This window comes from Myxococcus sp. MH1, from assembly GCF_059738865.1.
Genome location: NZ_AP026947.1, coordinates 10,744,204 through 10,758,059, shown reverse-complemented (window position 1 = coordinate 10,758,059; position 13,856 = coordinate 10,744,204). Strand labels below are relative to the sequence as shown.

Below are 13,856 nucleotides of genomic sequence, written 5' to 3'. Positions count from 1 at the left end.
GAGACTCCGCCGGCTGTGGAGGGGCTGTGGATAACACGCGGTTCGACGATCTGCTGGCATCCGGTTGCCAGGCGCTGGGCGTGTCGGTGGGGCAGGACGTGGGGCCCCGGTTGCAGCAGCTGATGGCGGAGCTGCTCAAGTGGAACGCCAAGGTGAACCTGACGGCGATTACCGCGCCGGAGGAGGTGCTGGAGAAGCACTTCCTGGACTCGCTGGCGGTGCTGCCGGAGGTGACGGGCGCGGCGTCGCTGTTGGATTTGGGCGCGGGTGCGGGCTTCCCGGGACTGCCGTTGAAGATTGCGCTGCCGTCGCTCGGCGTGACGCTGGTGGACACGGTGGGCAAGAAGGTCGCGTTCATCAAGGCGGCGGCGGCGAGCCTGCGGTTGCAGGGCGTGCGCGGGCTGCATGCGCGCGCGGAGGGACAGCCGGAGACGGAGGGCATCCCCCGCGCGGAGCTGTTGATTGCGCGCGCGTTCATGGACCTGCCGGATTGGTTGGGATTGGCGCCCGCGTACGTGGCGGAGGGCGGGCGCGTGGTGGCGATGCTCGGCAAGGCGCAGACGGACGTGGAGCTGGCGGCGCGCGCCGAGGAGCGCGAGCTGCGCGTGGTGTCCGCCCGTGCGTACCGGCTGCCGTTCTCCGGCGCCGAGCGTCAGGTCGCGGTGTTCGCGCGGCGGTAGGGCAGGGGAGGGGAGAAGGCTCCCTCTTGAGTGAGCCGCTTCCCGCTCGTCCTCGACACGGTAGGGGGGCTCACGACGAACGTCACGTTGGCCGGTTGCATCGCGTGCCACGGAGATGTCGTCGACTCCGTCTGAGCGACGGTACTGATGGTTTTCCCATCCACCCGCGGAGCTCGGAATCGTTTCGGTGACGCAGGGTTGTCACCATGCGTCCCGGAAGATGCGGGCCGCGCTCCTCGACCCGCGACGTCCTGGAAGATGGATATCTCCCGGCGGATGAAGGTCTTCGAGCGCGCCATCCAACGGGCGCTCGAGGGCCCCGCGCTCGACACCGAGTCCGGGCCTCGTTGCTCGTGGAACCCACCAGGAAGTGGAAGGCGCTGAACCCCTGAGCACGGTGGGGGAGGGGAGGGGTTGTGAGGCCCTTCTCCTGAGTCGTGTGTGTGAGTGGGCGCCTCGGACAACGGTCATCGGGTTGCGATGGGGTGGGGTGGCCCGGGGGGCTCATTCGAGCAACTGTTGTGAGGTTTCAGCGGTCGTCGCCGGAGTGAGTGAAGACCGTGGATGTCGACGTTAGGTTCGAGGTGGAGGTGTCCTGGATGAAGCCGCTTCCGACGGACCGCCCCGTGGTGTGGGGCGATGACGAGCCCTCGAATCGTTTCATTGTCGCCGCCGCGGAAGTCCCGCTCGCGGACTTCGAGCGACGCTGGGGGCCCGCGCATCAGCGGGATGCGGATGGCGACGGATGGGGACCCACTCGTTATTGGGGTTGGCGCGCGGACTGTGGCTTCAAGTTCGTCGTCGCATACCTGGAAGTGAAGAACTTCTTCCAAGTCATCGCGCGAGAGGACGAACTGGACCATGCGCTCGCGCACCTCGACTGGTGGCGGGGTGAGGTGGTGTGGCGATGGGATGCCGACGAGCCTCGCGCGAAGGACGGCTGGGCGGTGTACCGGCAGGACGACACGGGCAATCGCCATGATGTCTGTGTGATGGGCCAGCGAAGTCATGCCGAGTGCCTGGCGCGCAGGTTGGAAGCGCGGGCGCACAAGCAGTGGTACGCGGTGGAGGCGCGTGGAACACCGCCGGTTCCTCCGCCGCGTCCGCGTGAGGGTTGGGCCGTGGTCCGACAGGATGAGCACGGCAATCGCGCGGAGGTGGCCGTGTTCTCCAGTGAGACGCGCGCCCGGGAGCTCGCCACCGCGTACGACGCGGAGCCTCGACACAAGCAGGCCTACTTCGTGGAGCACGTGCCTTCGAAGTTCTGAGTCGTGGGTAGGACCTTCAGGGTCGAGTGCACGGCGAGCGTCTGGCGTCAGGCTCGCTCGCCGTTCTTCCGGGTGATGCGCTGACGATGGGGTGGATTCCTGCCATCGCATTGCCGTTCGGGAACCTGGAGATGCCGGACAGCGCCATGCTGACCGCACCTCGTCGAGCGCGTGGTGCGCGCATCACCGCTGTCACTCGGGTGGATGCCGTCCTCGACGAGAGGATGGAGCTGGCATGGACATGGGCAAGATGAGGGTGGCGCGCCCGACGCGGAGTCTCGCGCCCGTGGTGAGGTTCTATCGGGAGGGACTCGGCTTCGAGCTGCGAGGAGGCTTCGAGGACCACGCGGGCTTCGACGGCGTGATGCTCGGTTGTCCCGGACTGCCCTACCATCTGGAGTTCACGGTGGAGCGAGGCCACGAGGCTCCGCGTGCGCCGTCGAAGGAACACCTGTTGGTCTTCTACGTGCCGCAGCGGGACGAGTGGAAGGCGAGGGTGAAGCGCATGGTGCAAGCGGGCTTCGAACCGGTGCGCTCACACAATCCCTATTGGGACGTGAATGGGATGACCTTCGAGGACCCGGATGGGTACCGCGTGGTGCTCTATCAAGGTGAGTGGACGCGGTAGTGCGGTGCATGCGTCGGCTCGGTGAGGCGTCACTGCTCGCGTGGATGCGGCTCCAGCGCAGGTGTTCGCGAACGTGCGTGAGTCGATGCCGCGTGAGGTGTTCGTGCGCTCCACGCACCCGGGTGAGCGCGGCTTGGACGCGCATCGTCTCCGTGAGGATGAGAACGCGTGTTGAAGCCGGGCAGCCGAGGTGACGAGCGCTCTCCGAAGTGAATCGGTGCACATGCGAGGAGCCCACGGTTCGCTGCATCGACGCACGCGCCAGCCTGTGCTCCGAAGCGCCAGGCAGTGCCTTGCTCGGAGTCCAACACGGGGTGCGTGCGTGCATCCGCTCCGTTGGATTCGGTGGGGTGCGGTGCGCCGGGTGCGACGTCGAACGGCACGCGTCGAGAGCATGCGAGCGTTGCCTGACTTCGCGTTGCCGAGAGGTCGACAGGGTCGCAAGAGCCTTATCGATGAGGTGGTCTGGGATGAAGCCTCGAAGATGGCGGTGAAGACTTCGTCAGCCAGTGCCTGCTGTGCAGCCGCGGTGAGGTCCCGCCAATCCGCGCCCTTCGAGACAGTGGCTGGAACACCGCCGCGCGAGGTACTCGATGAGGTCCCCCAGAGGTGAGCGCGCTGGCCACTGACTCATGCATGAGTCGATGCTCCCCGGCGGGGTGGAGCAGTCAGCAGCGGAGGGATGGAGGAACTGCGCGCAGCGAGCACGACGACTCGGTGGAGACGGCCCAGGGCTCGATTGCACCACTGCATCCGGAGCAGGGTTGAAGCCGACGGGTTGTGTGGCCAGGTGCAACGCGTGTGAGCGAGCTTCGGCTGCGCGGGATGCCTCAACCCTTCGAGCTGATACGGCCGTGCCTTCAGCCAACCGATGAGGGATTCGGTCTGTCGCATGGGGGCCATGTCGCAGCGGAGAGTCGACGAGCTGCCGTGCGAGCCGGGCCCTGCTCCAACTGGCAGTACTGCGGGCCCGAACGACGGCACCCTTGCTTGCTCGCAGCGGTTCGAAGCGCCGTCTGATGACGGGTCGCCGAACATGAGGACCGAGTCGTTTCCGGACAGTGCCACCCACGCTTTCGTGCAGCGATTCGAAGAGCGGGTTGCCACGTGTGAGGAACGCGGATGCGGACCGAGTCGCTGACCTGGTGTGGAGACCGCCGGGTCCCATGCGTCGGGTCCGGGACTGCGGTCGGTGGATGCGAGGCCTCTCTGCACGTGGAGCGGGACCACGGTCCATGAAGCGGAGGCGCGCCGTCAGTGCCTTCGGTGACGATTCGAGAAGTGGGCCGATGCCAGTTCGCGTTCGACTCGGTCCGCGACTGCGGAACGGGCAGCAGCGACCTGTGGCCGGTGGTTGTCCCCACCATCACGATGCGCTCAACCGGAAGAGGGTGCGGCGAGTCGATGGCCGTCTTCGCGGGAGGCGTAGACACCGCAATGAAGACTCAGGCCACCACCGGATGGATACGAAGCAGGTCGAGCAGTCCGCCGATGACCACGAGGCGTTCCACGTGGAACGCGATGCGGCCATGCAGGTGGGCCTCGGTTGATGGAGGTCGACACCTTCGCGATGCCCATCGATTCGATGGGCGACAAGGTCGACGAACTTCCTCGTGAAAGGGGCCGGGCAGCAAAAGTCAGTCCTCGTGCCTTCACCACGCTGGAAGTGACGCAGGCCGATGGGCATCCGGGGGCCGCGTGGCGTTCCACATGGAACGCGCATCCGCATGCGGCGTGTGCCGGCGCATCGCTGACCCCGAAGCCGCGAAGGTGAAGAGGTCCGCGCCGAGGCCGTGGTCCATGCGGAACGGCGCATCGCCTGTGGCGTGTGCCAGCGACCTCACCGCCACGAAGGTGGAGACGTCCGCACCGAGGCCATGTCCTGTTCCACGTGGAACCGTGCATCCACATGTGGCGTGTGCCGGCGCCTCGCGGGTCTCACCGCCACGAAGTTGAGGAACTCCGCCCCGGGGCTACGTCCTGTTCCACGTGGAACCGTGCATCCACATGTGGCGTGTGCCAGCGGCGTCACCGCCACGAAGGTGAAGAGCTCAGCCCCGAGGCCACGTCCTGTTCCACGTGGAATCGTGCATCCGCATGTGGCGTGTGACGGCGCCTCGTGGGCCTCACTGTCACGGAGGTGAAGAGTTCCGCCCAGGGCCATGGCCTGCTCCACGTGGAACCGTGCAGTTGCATGCGGCGTGTGCCGGCGCTTCGCGGGTCTCACCGCCACGAAGGTGGAGACGTCCGCACCGAGGCCACGCCGTGTTCCAGTTCGAACCGCACATCCACATGCGGCGCGTGCCGTCGTCGCGCTGGTCGCGCAGCCATGAAACGGAAGCGGTCCACACCAAGGCCATGCCGTGTTCCACGTGGAACGCGCACCCGCATGCGGCGCGTGCCGTCGTCGCGCTGGTCGCGCAGCCATGAAACGGAAGCGGTCCACACCAAGGCCATGCCGTGTTCCACGTGGAACGCGCACCCGCATGCGGCGCGCGCGGGCTCTCCTCTCGCCTTGTCGCCATGAGGTGGAGCGGTCCGCGGCAGGCCATGTCGTGTTCCACGTGGAACTTGGATGAGCACCGCGAAGAAGCCCGATGAAGAAAGCCGACGAGTTGGCCGTTCCACGTGGAACGTGGAGGCAGGCCATGAAGGTGCGAGTCACTGCCGAGGCTCCAGCACGAACCAGGAAGAAGGGCAGGGGTTTCGTCCGGGCCCACGGTTGAGCGAGGCGCGGCCACGCGAGGAACGGCGAAAGGTGCACGTGGATGGAGACCTGTGAAGGCGATGCCAGTTCCACGTGGAACGTGGATGCGCCGGAGAAGGTGGCATCGGGTCCGAGGTCGCACCGCCACGAAGCTCGAAGACGGATGCGGCGACCCCACGTGTTCCACGTGGAACGTGGCGTGGCTCCACAGGTGCCGCCCGTACCGATGTGAAGAGGTACTGGGAAGCAGGCCGATGCTGGTTCGTGTTCCACGTGGAACGAGGATGGGCTCAGCCAGCGGGACGCGCGGTCATCACGAGAAGCAGGCGGAGGCCTTGTTCGTGTTCCACGTGGAACGTGGAGAGGCTCCGCAGGTGCTGCCCGTATCGATGTGAAGAGGCGCGGGAAGCAGGTGGACGCTGGCTCGTGTTCCACGTGGAGCGAGGGTGAGCTTCAGCCAGCGGGTGCGTGCACGCTCATCATGTGGAGCATCACGAGAGGCAGGTGGATGCCTGTTCGTGTTCCACGTGGAACGTGGATGAGTTCCCGCGAGCGGGTACGTGCGCGCTCATCACGAGAAGCAGGTGGACGCCTGTTCGTGTTCCACGTGGAACGTGGATGGGCTCAAGCCGGCGGGTGCGCGCTCATCACGAGAAGCAGGTGGGCGCCTGTTCGTGTTCCACGTGGAACGAGGATGGGCTCAAGCCGGCGGGTGCGCGCCCATCACGAGAAGCAGGTGGACGCCTGTTCGTGTTCCACGTGGAACGTGGATGGCCAGCATGGGCGCGCTCAGGCACCCATCGATGTGGCGCGATGGGGACGGCAGGTGGGGACCTGTTCGTGTTCCACGTGGAACGTGGATGCGCATCGCGAGCGGGTGCTCGCTCAGGTGCCATCTGGGTTCGAGCCATGAAGGGTCGAACCACGTTCCACGTGGAACGCGGGATGGATGTCGTCCGGTCGGACCGAGCAAGCCACCCCGTCGATGAAGGCTTCGATGACGACTCCACCGTTCCACGTGGAACGCGCATGAGCATCGAAAAGGCGTGCTCAGGCATGCCGCCAGTTGGGCTCGCGCGTGGAGGGTCGTGCCGTGTTCCGCGTGGATGAGTGTCACACGGGGGTGCTCGCGCAGGCCGTCACCTGGATTCGAGCGTGAAGGGTCGTGCCGTGTTCCACGTGGAACGAGGTCCGGATGCCATCTCGTCGAACACTGTCCCTCACCACATCCATGAAGGCATCGATGGCGACTCCACCGTTCCACGTGGAACGCGGATGAGCGTCACACGGTGGTGCACGCGCAGGCCGTCACCTGGGTTGACCGTGGAGGGCCGTGTCGTGGTCCACGCGGAGCGCGGAGCGGAGACCCCCAGGCATGTCCTGCTCGAACGCGGCGAAGAGGCTGACGAGAAGGCGCCGATGCGACTCCACCGTTCCACGTGGAACACGCAGGGACGTCGCGAAGCTGTCGCGGGCGTGGTGTGGCATCGGCGCGGAGTGGTTCGCGAAGCAGCGGAAGTCCGAACCACGTTCCACGTGGAACGCCACGGGATGAGTCCGCGCACGCCCCGACCAGCAGCACGCCAGAAGCTGGCGATGCTGGGACGTGTGCCTCGTGGAACCCGGATGCGCACCGCGAGGTGAGCGGATGACGACGTCGCAGCGGTGATGCGCGGCACGACACGCCAACAGGTGGTCTGGCCGTTCCACGTGGAACGTGGAGGCGGGACATGAAGGCGCGCGGTGACCGAACGGCATGGGCGCGAAGTGGTGATGGGGGCCGATGGATGGCCAGCCCGGTTCCAGGTGAAGCGTGGATGCGCGCGGCACAGGTCCAGATGTCTGGACGTTCAGATGTCTGGGCGTTCAGGGGCGCATCACCGCGAAGCTGTGAAAAGTCAGCGGAGGCCAGTCCCTGTGCCAGGTGGAGCACGGATGCTCGCGATGCAGGGCTCGGGTTCGGATGCCGCATCGCCGCGAAGTCGCGAGACGTCGATAGAGGTCAGTCCCTGCTTCTCGTGGATGGGGCGCATGACGGTCCACGCCAGCGGTGACACGGCGTCGATGCGTGGCGGCGAGGAGGAGTCGATAGATGCGGGTCCCCGTTCCGCGTGAACGTGGATGAGGTGATGCAGGTCGGTGGTTCGGATGCGGCATCAGCGCGAACCAGGGGGAGGGCGATGGGCGGTCGGTCCTCGTAGAACCTGGATGAGGGACAGGACGGTCCAGCCACACGCGACCGGGCCTCGGTGGGGAGCCGCGAGAAGTCGATTCCCGTCGGCCTCGGGTCCAGGTGGAGCTCGGATGCGACACTGAGGTCCAGACCAGGCGGGACGCGACCGCAACTCGAAGCCGCACGAAGTCGATGGAACCCAGCTCCTGCTCCATGTGGAGCCCGGATGCGGAGCATCAAGGCTCAGCCGTCCATCGCGCGGCCTCGGTCCGAAGCGGCGTGAGCTCACGTCGATGCGCCGAACCGAGCTTCGCGGGGACGGGCCTCACCGAGGTCTGCGCGACCTGTCACGACATCGGTCTGAAACGCGGGTGGACGTCGCGAAGGCGGATCCTCGTGGCGCCGCGTCGGTGAGACGCAGCTCGAGAAGCCGGCCGCGGGCTTCGTCGAACCTCACATGAACTCCCCTCAAGAGCCACGCTGCGCTGTTCACGTGATGAGGCCAGGCCCTCGTTCAGGAGGTGCTCGAGGTGCGCGCCGAAAGGTCATCGTGTTCCGCGTGGAACGCCCGCCCGGTTCTCGTGACGGAAACACCCACCCACGCTCCACGCGGAACCTCGTGTCCGGACTCCTCCCGTCCCCGCGTCCACGCGCGGCCACCCGCTCCGGAAGGAAGGAAGACCCCATGCCGCCCCACGACGACGCGACGCTGTCCGACATCTCCAAGCGGTGGAAGTCCGCGCTGCTCATCGAGAGCTGGCGGTCACTCCCCGCCGCGTCGCGCGAAGAAGTCCTCGCCGACATGGAGGACTCAGCTCGCACGCTCCGCGACCACGACCCCAAGCTGTCCGAGTCCTACGTCGCCGCGATGGACGCGCTCGATGTCGTCGGACTCGATGGAACCCTGCACCTGTGGACCCAGGCCACGGACGACGTACGGCACCTGCTCGACGAAATCACGCGCCTGCGCGCCGAGCTCCAACGCGAACGCACCCGCCTCAAGTAACCCACGCGCCTCCTTATAAGGAGGGCATCCGAGCGAGCCCGTTGCGGCACCGTGGACCCAGGATGCCAGGGCACCGCTCGCCGGGTTCTCCAGCATGAAGACGGCTCTTCCAAGTCTTCGGAATCAGGCCGTTTGGAAGGCTGGCAGGCCCTCGGATGAAGCGTTCGCGCAACGTGCGCCGCGAATTTGATCCGACACCGAGGCGCATGTTAGCAGCGGGATCAGCGTGCAACCGTGCACCGCATCACGCACGGCGCCTGGCTCTCGCCGGGCATGAGAGAGGATGGGGCTCGTGGGTCGAATCATCTGCATCTCCAATCAGAAGGGCGGCGTGGGCAAGACGACCACCGCCATCAACCTGGCCGCGAGCCTGGCCTCCGCCGAGCGCCGCACGCTCCTGGTGGACATGGACCCGCAGGGCAACGCCGGCAGCGGCCTGGGCCTCAAGCAGGACAAGCTCCACGGCACCATCTACGACGCGCTCCTCAACGGTCGTCCCATGAAGGAGCTGTTCCACCCCACCGAGCTGCGCTACCTCCAGGTCGTCCCCGCCACGCCCGACCTCACCGGCGCCGAGGTGGAGCTCGTCGGCCAGGAGAACCGCGAGTTCCGCCTGCGCGACGCCCTGCGCCCGCTCGCCGCCGAGTTCGACTACATCATCATCGACTGCCCGCCCTCGCTCGGGCTGCTCACCCTCAACGCGCTGTCCGCCGCGGACTCCGTCCTCATCCCGCTGCAGTGCGAGTACTACGCGCTCGAGGGTCTCTCCCAGCTGACGCACACCATCGACCTGGTGAAGCAGGGCCTCAACCCGGACCTGAAGATGGAGGGCATCCTGCTCACCATGTTCGATGCGCGCGCCAACATCGCCCACCAGGTGGTGGAAGAGGTGCGCGGCTACTTCAAGGACCAGGTCTTCCAGGTCGTCGTCCCGCGCAACGTGCGCCTGTCCGAGTGCCCGTCCTTCGGCAAGCCCATCATCCTCTATGACATCAAGTCGAAGGGCTGCGAGAGCTACCTGGCGCTCGGCCGCGAGTTGATGAAGCGCGACACCCCCAAGTCCCCCCGTCAGGCGCCTCGTCGTCGGGTGGCCTGAAATCTTGCCGCGCGTCGTGCGCCACCGTAACGCCCGGTCCGCTCGCGCCGCCCATGCCCGCCGTGAGTCGACTCACGGCGCCGGAGTCATGTCTTGGTGAAAGCAGACACGCAGAAACGCGCTCTCGGTCGCGGCCTCTCCGCGCTCATCCCCCAGGCCGCTCCCGGTGGCGGCAAGGCCGCCGAGCAGGCCGCGCTCAAGGCGGGCGTCCTCAAGCTCCCGATTGAGTCCATCCACCGGGACAAGGACCAGCCCCGCCATCACTTCGACGAGGAGAAGCTCAAGGAGCTCACCGAGTCCATCCGCGTGCAGGGCGTCATCCAGCCCATCCTCGTGCGCAAGGACCAGGACGGCTACCGCATCATCGCGGGTGAGCGCCGCTGGCGCGCGTCCCAGGCCGCGGGCCTCAAGGAGGTCCCCGCCATCGTCAAGGAGGTGACGGAGGTCCAGGCCTTCGAGCTGGCCCTGGTCGAGAACCTCCAGCGCGCGGACCTCAACCCGATTGAAGAGGCGGAGGGCTACAAGCGCCTCACCGACGAGTTCAAGCTGACGCAGGAGCAGATCAGCCAGCGCGTGGGCAAGGAGCGCTCCACGGTGGCCAACGCCCTGCGCCTGTTGGCCCTGCCCGCGGACGTCAAGGGCATGGTGGCCGACGGCTCGCTGAGCATGGGACACGCGCGCGCGCTGTTGGGCGTGCCCCGGCTGCCGGAGCTGCAGAACCTGGCCAGGCAGGTGGCCGAGAAGAAGCTGTCCGTGCGTGACACGGAGCGGCTGGTCCAGCAGAGTCGCTCCAACGGCAAGAAGGATGCGGGCAAGACGCCGCCGAAGCAGAGCCCGCAGGTGAAGTCCCTGGTGGAGGAGCTCCAACGTCGATTGGGGACGAAGGTCCGGTTGACCGAACGAAGCCCCGGAAAGGGCACCATCGAGGTGGACTTCTTCTCCTACGATGACCTGGACCGGCTGTTGAAGCTGCTCAGGAAGGAGTAGCGCGTGGCGCTCCTTGGCGGGAAGAAAGACGAAGCACCCAGCAGGCCCTTGTTCAAGCGGGAGGAGGAATCCGTGTCGCAGCGCTCTGGTGAGGTCCATACGCTTCTGGGCAAGGGAAGCGAGTTCGAGGGGAAGCTCACCTTCGAGGGGCAGGTCCGTATCGACGGGAAGTTCCAGGGGCAGATCATCACCAAGGACGTGCTCGTCATCGGTGATGGCGCCAAGGTCCAGGCCGAAATCCAGGCCGGCACCGTCATCATCAACGGGCAGGTCGAAGGCAACGTGAAGGCCACGCAGATCATCGAGCTCAAGACGCCCGGCCGCGTGAAGGGCAACCTGGAGACGCCGTCCCTGTCGATGGACCGGGGCGTCATCTTCGAGGGCTCGCTGAAGATGGAGAACCTGGGCGGCAACACCCGTCCTCCTCCTCCTGGCGGCGAGAAGAAGTAGCCGGTGCGGCGCGCCAGGCACATCGCGTCCGGCGTGGTGCTGGCGCTGCTGTCCGGGTGCAAGGGCTGCGACGGGGGGAAGGACTCCCCCGACGCGTCCTCCCCGGAGCAGACCTCGCGCTCGGGCGTGAAGGTGCCGCTGCCGGAGGGCTGGTCCGCGCAGGTCGCTCCCGATGACAGCTTCCAGGCGGGCCCTCCTGGCCGCCCGGTGCTCCGGGTGGACCTGCGACGCGGCAAGGGCGAGGAGATGCCCTCCGTGGAGGACCTGGCCGACCGGGTGCGCGCGGAGTCGAAGAACTTCGAGGTGTCCCTCGACCAGGAAGAGGAGAAGGACACCTACGCGCTGCTCCGCGTGACGCTGGCGCCCAAGCAGGGTGACGGTGGCGTCGGCGCCGCGGCGCCCGCGCTGTTCGGCGCGCGCCGCGTGGGCAATGACCTGTTCCTCTGCGCGACGCTGCCGGGGGCCACGCCGGAGGATGTGCGGCTGGCCACCGAGGCGTGCCGCGAAATCGAGGTCCAGGCGGCGCAGCCGCGCTGAGCCTCACGGCGCACCGGGCCCCCGGGCGCGATGTCCCGCTCATCACCGCGAGTCTTCCGCCCACGCGGCGTCATGCCTCGGTGGGTGGGCGCGAGACGCTGGCTCCTCGGGACGCGCCCTTCGACGCACTGCCGCTGCTCCTCGTGGAACATCTCCCTCGGTGCGAGCCGCACGACGCGGGCGGAGACTGCGCTCGCCCCTTCGAGCAAGCGGGCAGGAAGGCCCCGTTCCACTCGCACCCCCCACGAGCGCAACGCGGCGCGCGTCCGCGCGTCTGTCGCTGGGACTGGGACCTCGCGGGTGGGCTGTTGCCACCCGGAAGCGGCTCCGATGCACGGCGGCTCGTGGTGGAGGTGGTCATGGACTGGAGAGCGAATCTCATCGAGGACGACGCGGGCGTCCGGGACGTGCTCACGCGCTCCCGGCGGGTGGCGGTGCTGGGCATCCGCCCGGAGAGCCACGCGCACAAGCCCGCGCACTCGGTGCCCGCGTACCTGCAGAAGCACGGCTACGACATCGTGCCCGTGCCCGTGCACGGCGAGACGGAGCCCATCCTCGGGCGGCCCGTGTACCGCGCGGTCGCGGACAGCCCCGGACAGGTGGACCTGGTGCAGGTGTTCCGTCGCCCGGAGGACATCGACGCGCACGTGGCGGACCTGCTCGCCAAGAAGCCGCACGCGGTGTGGTTCCAGCTGGGCATCCGCAATGACGCCGCGGCCGAAAAGCTCGCGCGCGCGGGCATCCGCGTGGTGCAGGACCGGTGCATGAAGGTGGAGCTGGCGCGGCTGTCCCAGGAGCGGGAGCTGTCCGGGTCGAGTCCGGCGTGACGCCCGGAAGCAAGCAGGCGTGGCGCGGTCCTGAACATTCCGCGAGCGCCAAGCGTCCCACGCATTATGGAAGGATGGAGTGGGGACTTCCCCATTCCGTCGCGAGTCCTTAACCTTGTCGTTACCCCGGCCCGTGGTGGGTGAACACCCCGACCCATCCCAGGACCTCCACGCAGCGCCCAGCAAGGAGTCCCCGCATGTCGTTCACCGGAATGCTCCCCCTCCACCTTGCCACCGTGGACCTCAGCCCCGTGGGTGAGCGGCTGTTCGCCGCGAGCGGGCTGGCCGTCACCGTGCTGGCCGCGCTCTGGTACGCGTGGACGCGCCCCGTGGCGCAGCCCGTGCCCGTGCGCGTCTCCTCGCGTCGCAACCCGCGCCGCTAGTCGCTCCGGTGTTTGAAGCCCTCGGGCCCGAGGGCCGGGTGACACCCGACCCCAGGCCCGAGTCCGAGTCCGGACGTCTCAGCCGCGCTTGAGCGCGAGCGACAGGGCGAAGTCACCCGCCTCGTCCGTCCACCACGCGGCAAGCCCCAGCCCGGCCGCGTCCAGCTCCGCCTCCACGCGGTGCTGTTCGAACTTGCAGCTGACCTCCGTGCGCAGCACCTCGCCCGCGGCGAATTCCACGCGGCGCTTGAGCGACTGCATCCACACGGTCTGCTCGCGCCGCGACACCAGGCGCATCTCCACCCAGCGGTTGTGCTCGTCGAAGGGCGCGAAGTGCTCGAACCCGTTCGGGTCGAAGTCCGCGCCCAGCTCGCGGTTGAGCACGCGCAGCACGTTGCGGTTGAACTCCGCCGTCACGCCCGCGCTGTCGTTGTACGCGGCGTACAGCCGCTCGCGGTCCTTGATGAGGTCGGTGCCCAGCAAGAGGCCGTCACCGGGGCGCAGGCCCGAGGACAGCTCCGCGAGGAAGCGCGCGCGCTGCGCGGGCTTCAGGTTGCCGATGGTGCCTCCGAGGAAGGCCACCAGCCGCCGTCCGCCCTGGGGCAGCCGGTTGAGGTGGTGCTCGAAGTCGCCCACCACCGCGTGCACGCTGATGCCCGGGTACTCGCGCGCCAGCGTCCCCGCCGCGCGGCGCAGGAAGGACTCGCTCACGTCGAAGGGCACGAAGCGCGACAGCTGCCCCGCCTCCTCCATCGCGTCCAGCAAGAGGCGCGTCTTCTCGCTGGTGCCGCTGCCCAGCTCGATGAGCGTCGTCGCGCCGCTCAGCCGCGCCACGTCCCCGGCGTGGGCGAGCAGGATTTCGCGCTCGCGCCGCGTGGGGTAGTACTCCGGCAGGCGGGTGATGTCGTCGAAGAGCTGGCTGCCGCGCTCGTCATAGAGCCACTTCGGCGACAGCTCCTTGGGCGTGTTGCACAGCCCCTCGAGCACCTCCTGCTTGAGCGCGCGCCGGGCGTCCCCCGGCCTCACGTAGACCTCCACCTTCACCCCGGGAAAGCCGTTCGGCTTCTCCTCGAGCGTCGTCGTCTCCACCGCCTCCACCATCGAGCTCATCGCC

Annotated in this window: 13 protein-coding genes; 12 read left to right on the top strand and 1 reads right to left on the bottom strand. The window is 67.7% G+C overall.

Annotation, left to right across the window (positions count from 1 at the left end; all coding sequences use genetic code 11):
- Nucleotides 1–26 precede the first annotated feature (26 nt).
- From rsmG to AC6JA9_RS42665, 12 genes are all read left to right on the top strand, one after another.
- Nucleotides 27–680 carry a 16S rRNA (guanine(527)-N(7))-methyltransferase RsmG gene (rsmG, locus tag AC6JA9_RS42720; protein WP_408888575.1) on the top strand — a complete coding sequence of 218 codons (654 nt, stop codon included), beginning with the start codon at nt 27–29 and terminating at the stop codon, nt 678–680.
- A gap of 599 nt (nt 681–1,279) precedes the next feature.
- Nucleotides 1,280–1,948 carry a hypothetical protein gene (locus AC6JA9_RS42715; protein WP_497958882.1) on the top strand — a complete coding sequence of 223 codons (669 nt, stop codon included), beginning with the start codon at nt 1,280–1,282 and terminating at the stop codon, nt 1,946–1,948.
- Nucleotides 1,949–2,189: 241 nt separating this feature from the next.
- Nucleotides 2,190–2,576, top strand: a complete 387-nt coding sequence (locus AC6JA9_RS42710; RefSeq protein ID WP_046718731.1) for a VOC family protein — start codon at nt 2,190–2,192, stop codon at nt 2,574–2,576.
- 1,549 nt (nt 2,577–4,125) lie between these two features.
- The gene (locus AC6JA9_RS42705) at nt 4,126–4,350 is read left to right on the top strand and encodes a hypothetical protein (RefSeq protein ID WP_497958881.1); all 225 of its coding nucleotides are present in this window, start codon (nt 4,126–4,128) and stop codon (nt 4,348–4,350) included.
- Nucleotides 4,351–4,841: 491 nt separating this feature from the next.
- Nucleotides 4,842–5,006, top strand: a complete 165-nt coding sequence (locus AC6JA9_RS42700) for a hypothetical protein (RefSeq protein WP_223749520.1) — start codon at nt 4,842–4,844, stop codon at nt 5,004–5,006.
- A 3,135-nt stretch (nt 5,007–8,141) separates the two neighbouring features.
- The gene (locus tag AC6JA9_RS42695) at nt 8,142–8,462 is read left to right on the top strand and encodes a hypothetical protein (protein ID WP_248543768.1); all 321 of its coding nucleotides are present in this window, start codon (nt 8,142–8,144) and stop codon (nt 8,460–8,462) included.
- Between the two features lie 292 nt (nt 8,463–8,754).
- Nucleotides 8,755–9,558 carry a ParA family protein gene (locus tag AC6JA9_RS42690; protein ID WP_046718730.1) on the top strand — a complete coding sequence of 268 codons (804 nt, stop codon included), beginning with the start codon at nt 8,755–8,757 and terminating at the stop codon, nt 9,556–9,558.
- 93 nt (nt 9,559–9,651) lie between these two features.
- A complete protein-coding gene (locus AC6JA9_RS42685) occupies nt 9,652–10,545 on the top strand; it encodes a ParB/RepB/Spo0J family partition protein (protein ID WP_141325121.1) in 894 nt (297 codons plus the stop codon).
- 3 nt (nt 10,546–10,548) lie between these two features.
- Complete coding sequence (gene bacM / locus AC6JA9_RS42680; protein WP_141325120.1) at nt 10,549–10,995, top strand: bactofilin BacM; 447 nt, start codon at nt 10,549–10,551, stop codon at nt 10,993–10,995.
- Between the two features lie 3 nt (nt 10,996–10,998).
- Complete coding sequence (locus AC6JA9_RS42675; RefSeq protein WP_223784195.1) at nt 10,999–11,532, top strand: hypothetical protein; 534 nt, start codon at nt 10,999–11,001, stop codon at nt 11,530–11,532.
- Nucleotides 11,533–11,891: 359 nt separating this feature from the next.
- Nucleotides 11,892–12,359 carry a CoA-binding protein gene (locus AC6JA9_RS42670; protein WP_497958880.1) on the top strand — a complete coding sequence of 156 codons (468 nt, stop codon included), beginning with the start codon at nt 11,892–11,894 and terminating at the stop codon, nt 12,357–12,359.
- Nucleotides 12,360–12,556: 197 nt separating this feature from the next.
- The gene (locus AC6JA9_RS42665; protein WP_223750918.1) at nt 12,557–12,742 is read left to right on the top strand and encodes a hypothetical protein; all 186 of its coding nucleotides are present in this window, start codon (nt 12,557–12,559) and stop codon (nt 12,740–12,742) included.
- 78 nt (nt 12,743–12,820) lie between these two features.
- On the opposite strand, the gene egtD is transcribed toward AC6JA9_RS42665, so the two are convergent.
- Complete coding sequence (gene egtD / locus AC6JA9_RS42660; RefSeq protein ID WP_497960840.1) at nt 12,821–13,843, bottom strand: L-histidine N(alpha)-methyltransferase; 1,023 nt, start codon at nt 13,841–13,843, stop codon at nt 12,821–12,823.
- Nucleotides 13,844–13,856: the final 13 nt, after the last annotated feature.

Excerpts from the sequence above, each read along its gene's own strand:
- AC6JA9_RS42670 (WP_497958880.1), top strand. The coding sequence starts at position 11,892 with ATGGACTGGAGAGCGAATCTCATCGAGGACGACGCGGGCGTCCGGGAC.
- AC6JA9_RS42705 (WP_497958881.1), top strand. The coding sequence starts at position 4,126 with ATGGAGGTCGACACCTTCGCGATGCCCATCGATTCGATGGGCGACAAG.
- AC6JA9_RS42715 (WP_497958882.1), top strand. The coding sequence starts at position 1,280 with ATGAAGCCGCTTCCGACGGACCGCCCCGTGGTGTGGGGCGATGACGAG.
- AC6JA9_RS42695 (WP_248543768.1), top strand. The coding sequence starts at position 8,142 with ATGCCGCCCCACGACGACGCGACGCTGTCCGACATCTCCAAGCGGTGG.
- AC6JA9_RS42710 (WP_046718731.1), top strand. The coding sequence starts at position 2,190 with ATGGGCAAGATGAGGGTGGCGCGCCCGACGCGGAGTCTCGCGCCCGTG.
- AC6JA9_RS42665 (WP_223750918.1), top strand. The coding sequence starts at position 12,557 with ATGTCGTTCACCGGAATGCTCCCCCTCCACCTTGCCACCGTGGACCTC.
- egtD (WP_497960840.1), bottom strand. The coding sequence starts at position 13,843 with ATGGTGGAGGCGGTGGAGACGACGACGCTCGAGGAGAAGCCGAACGGC.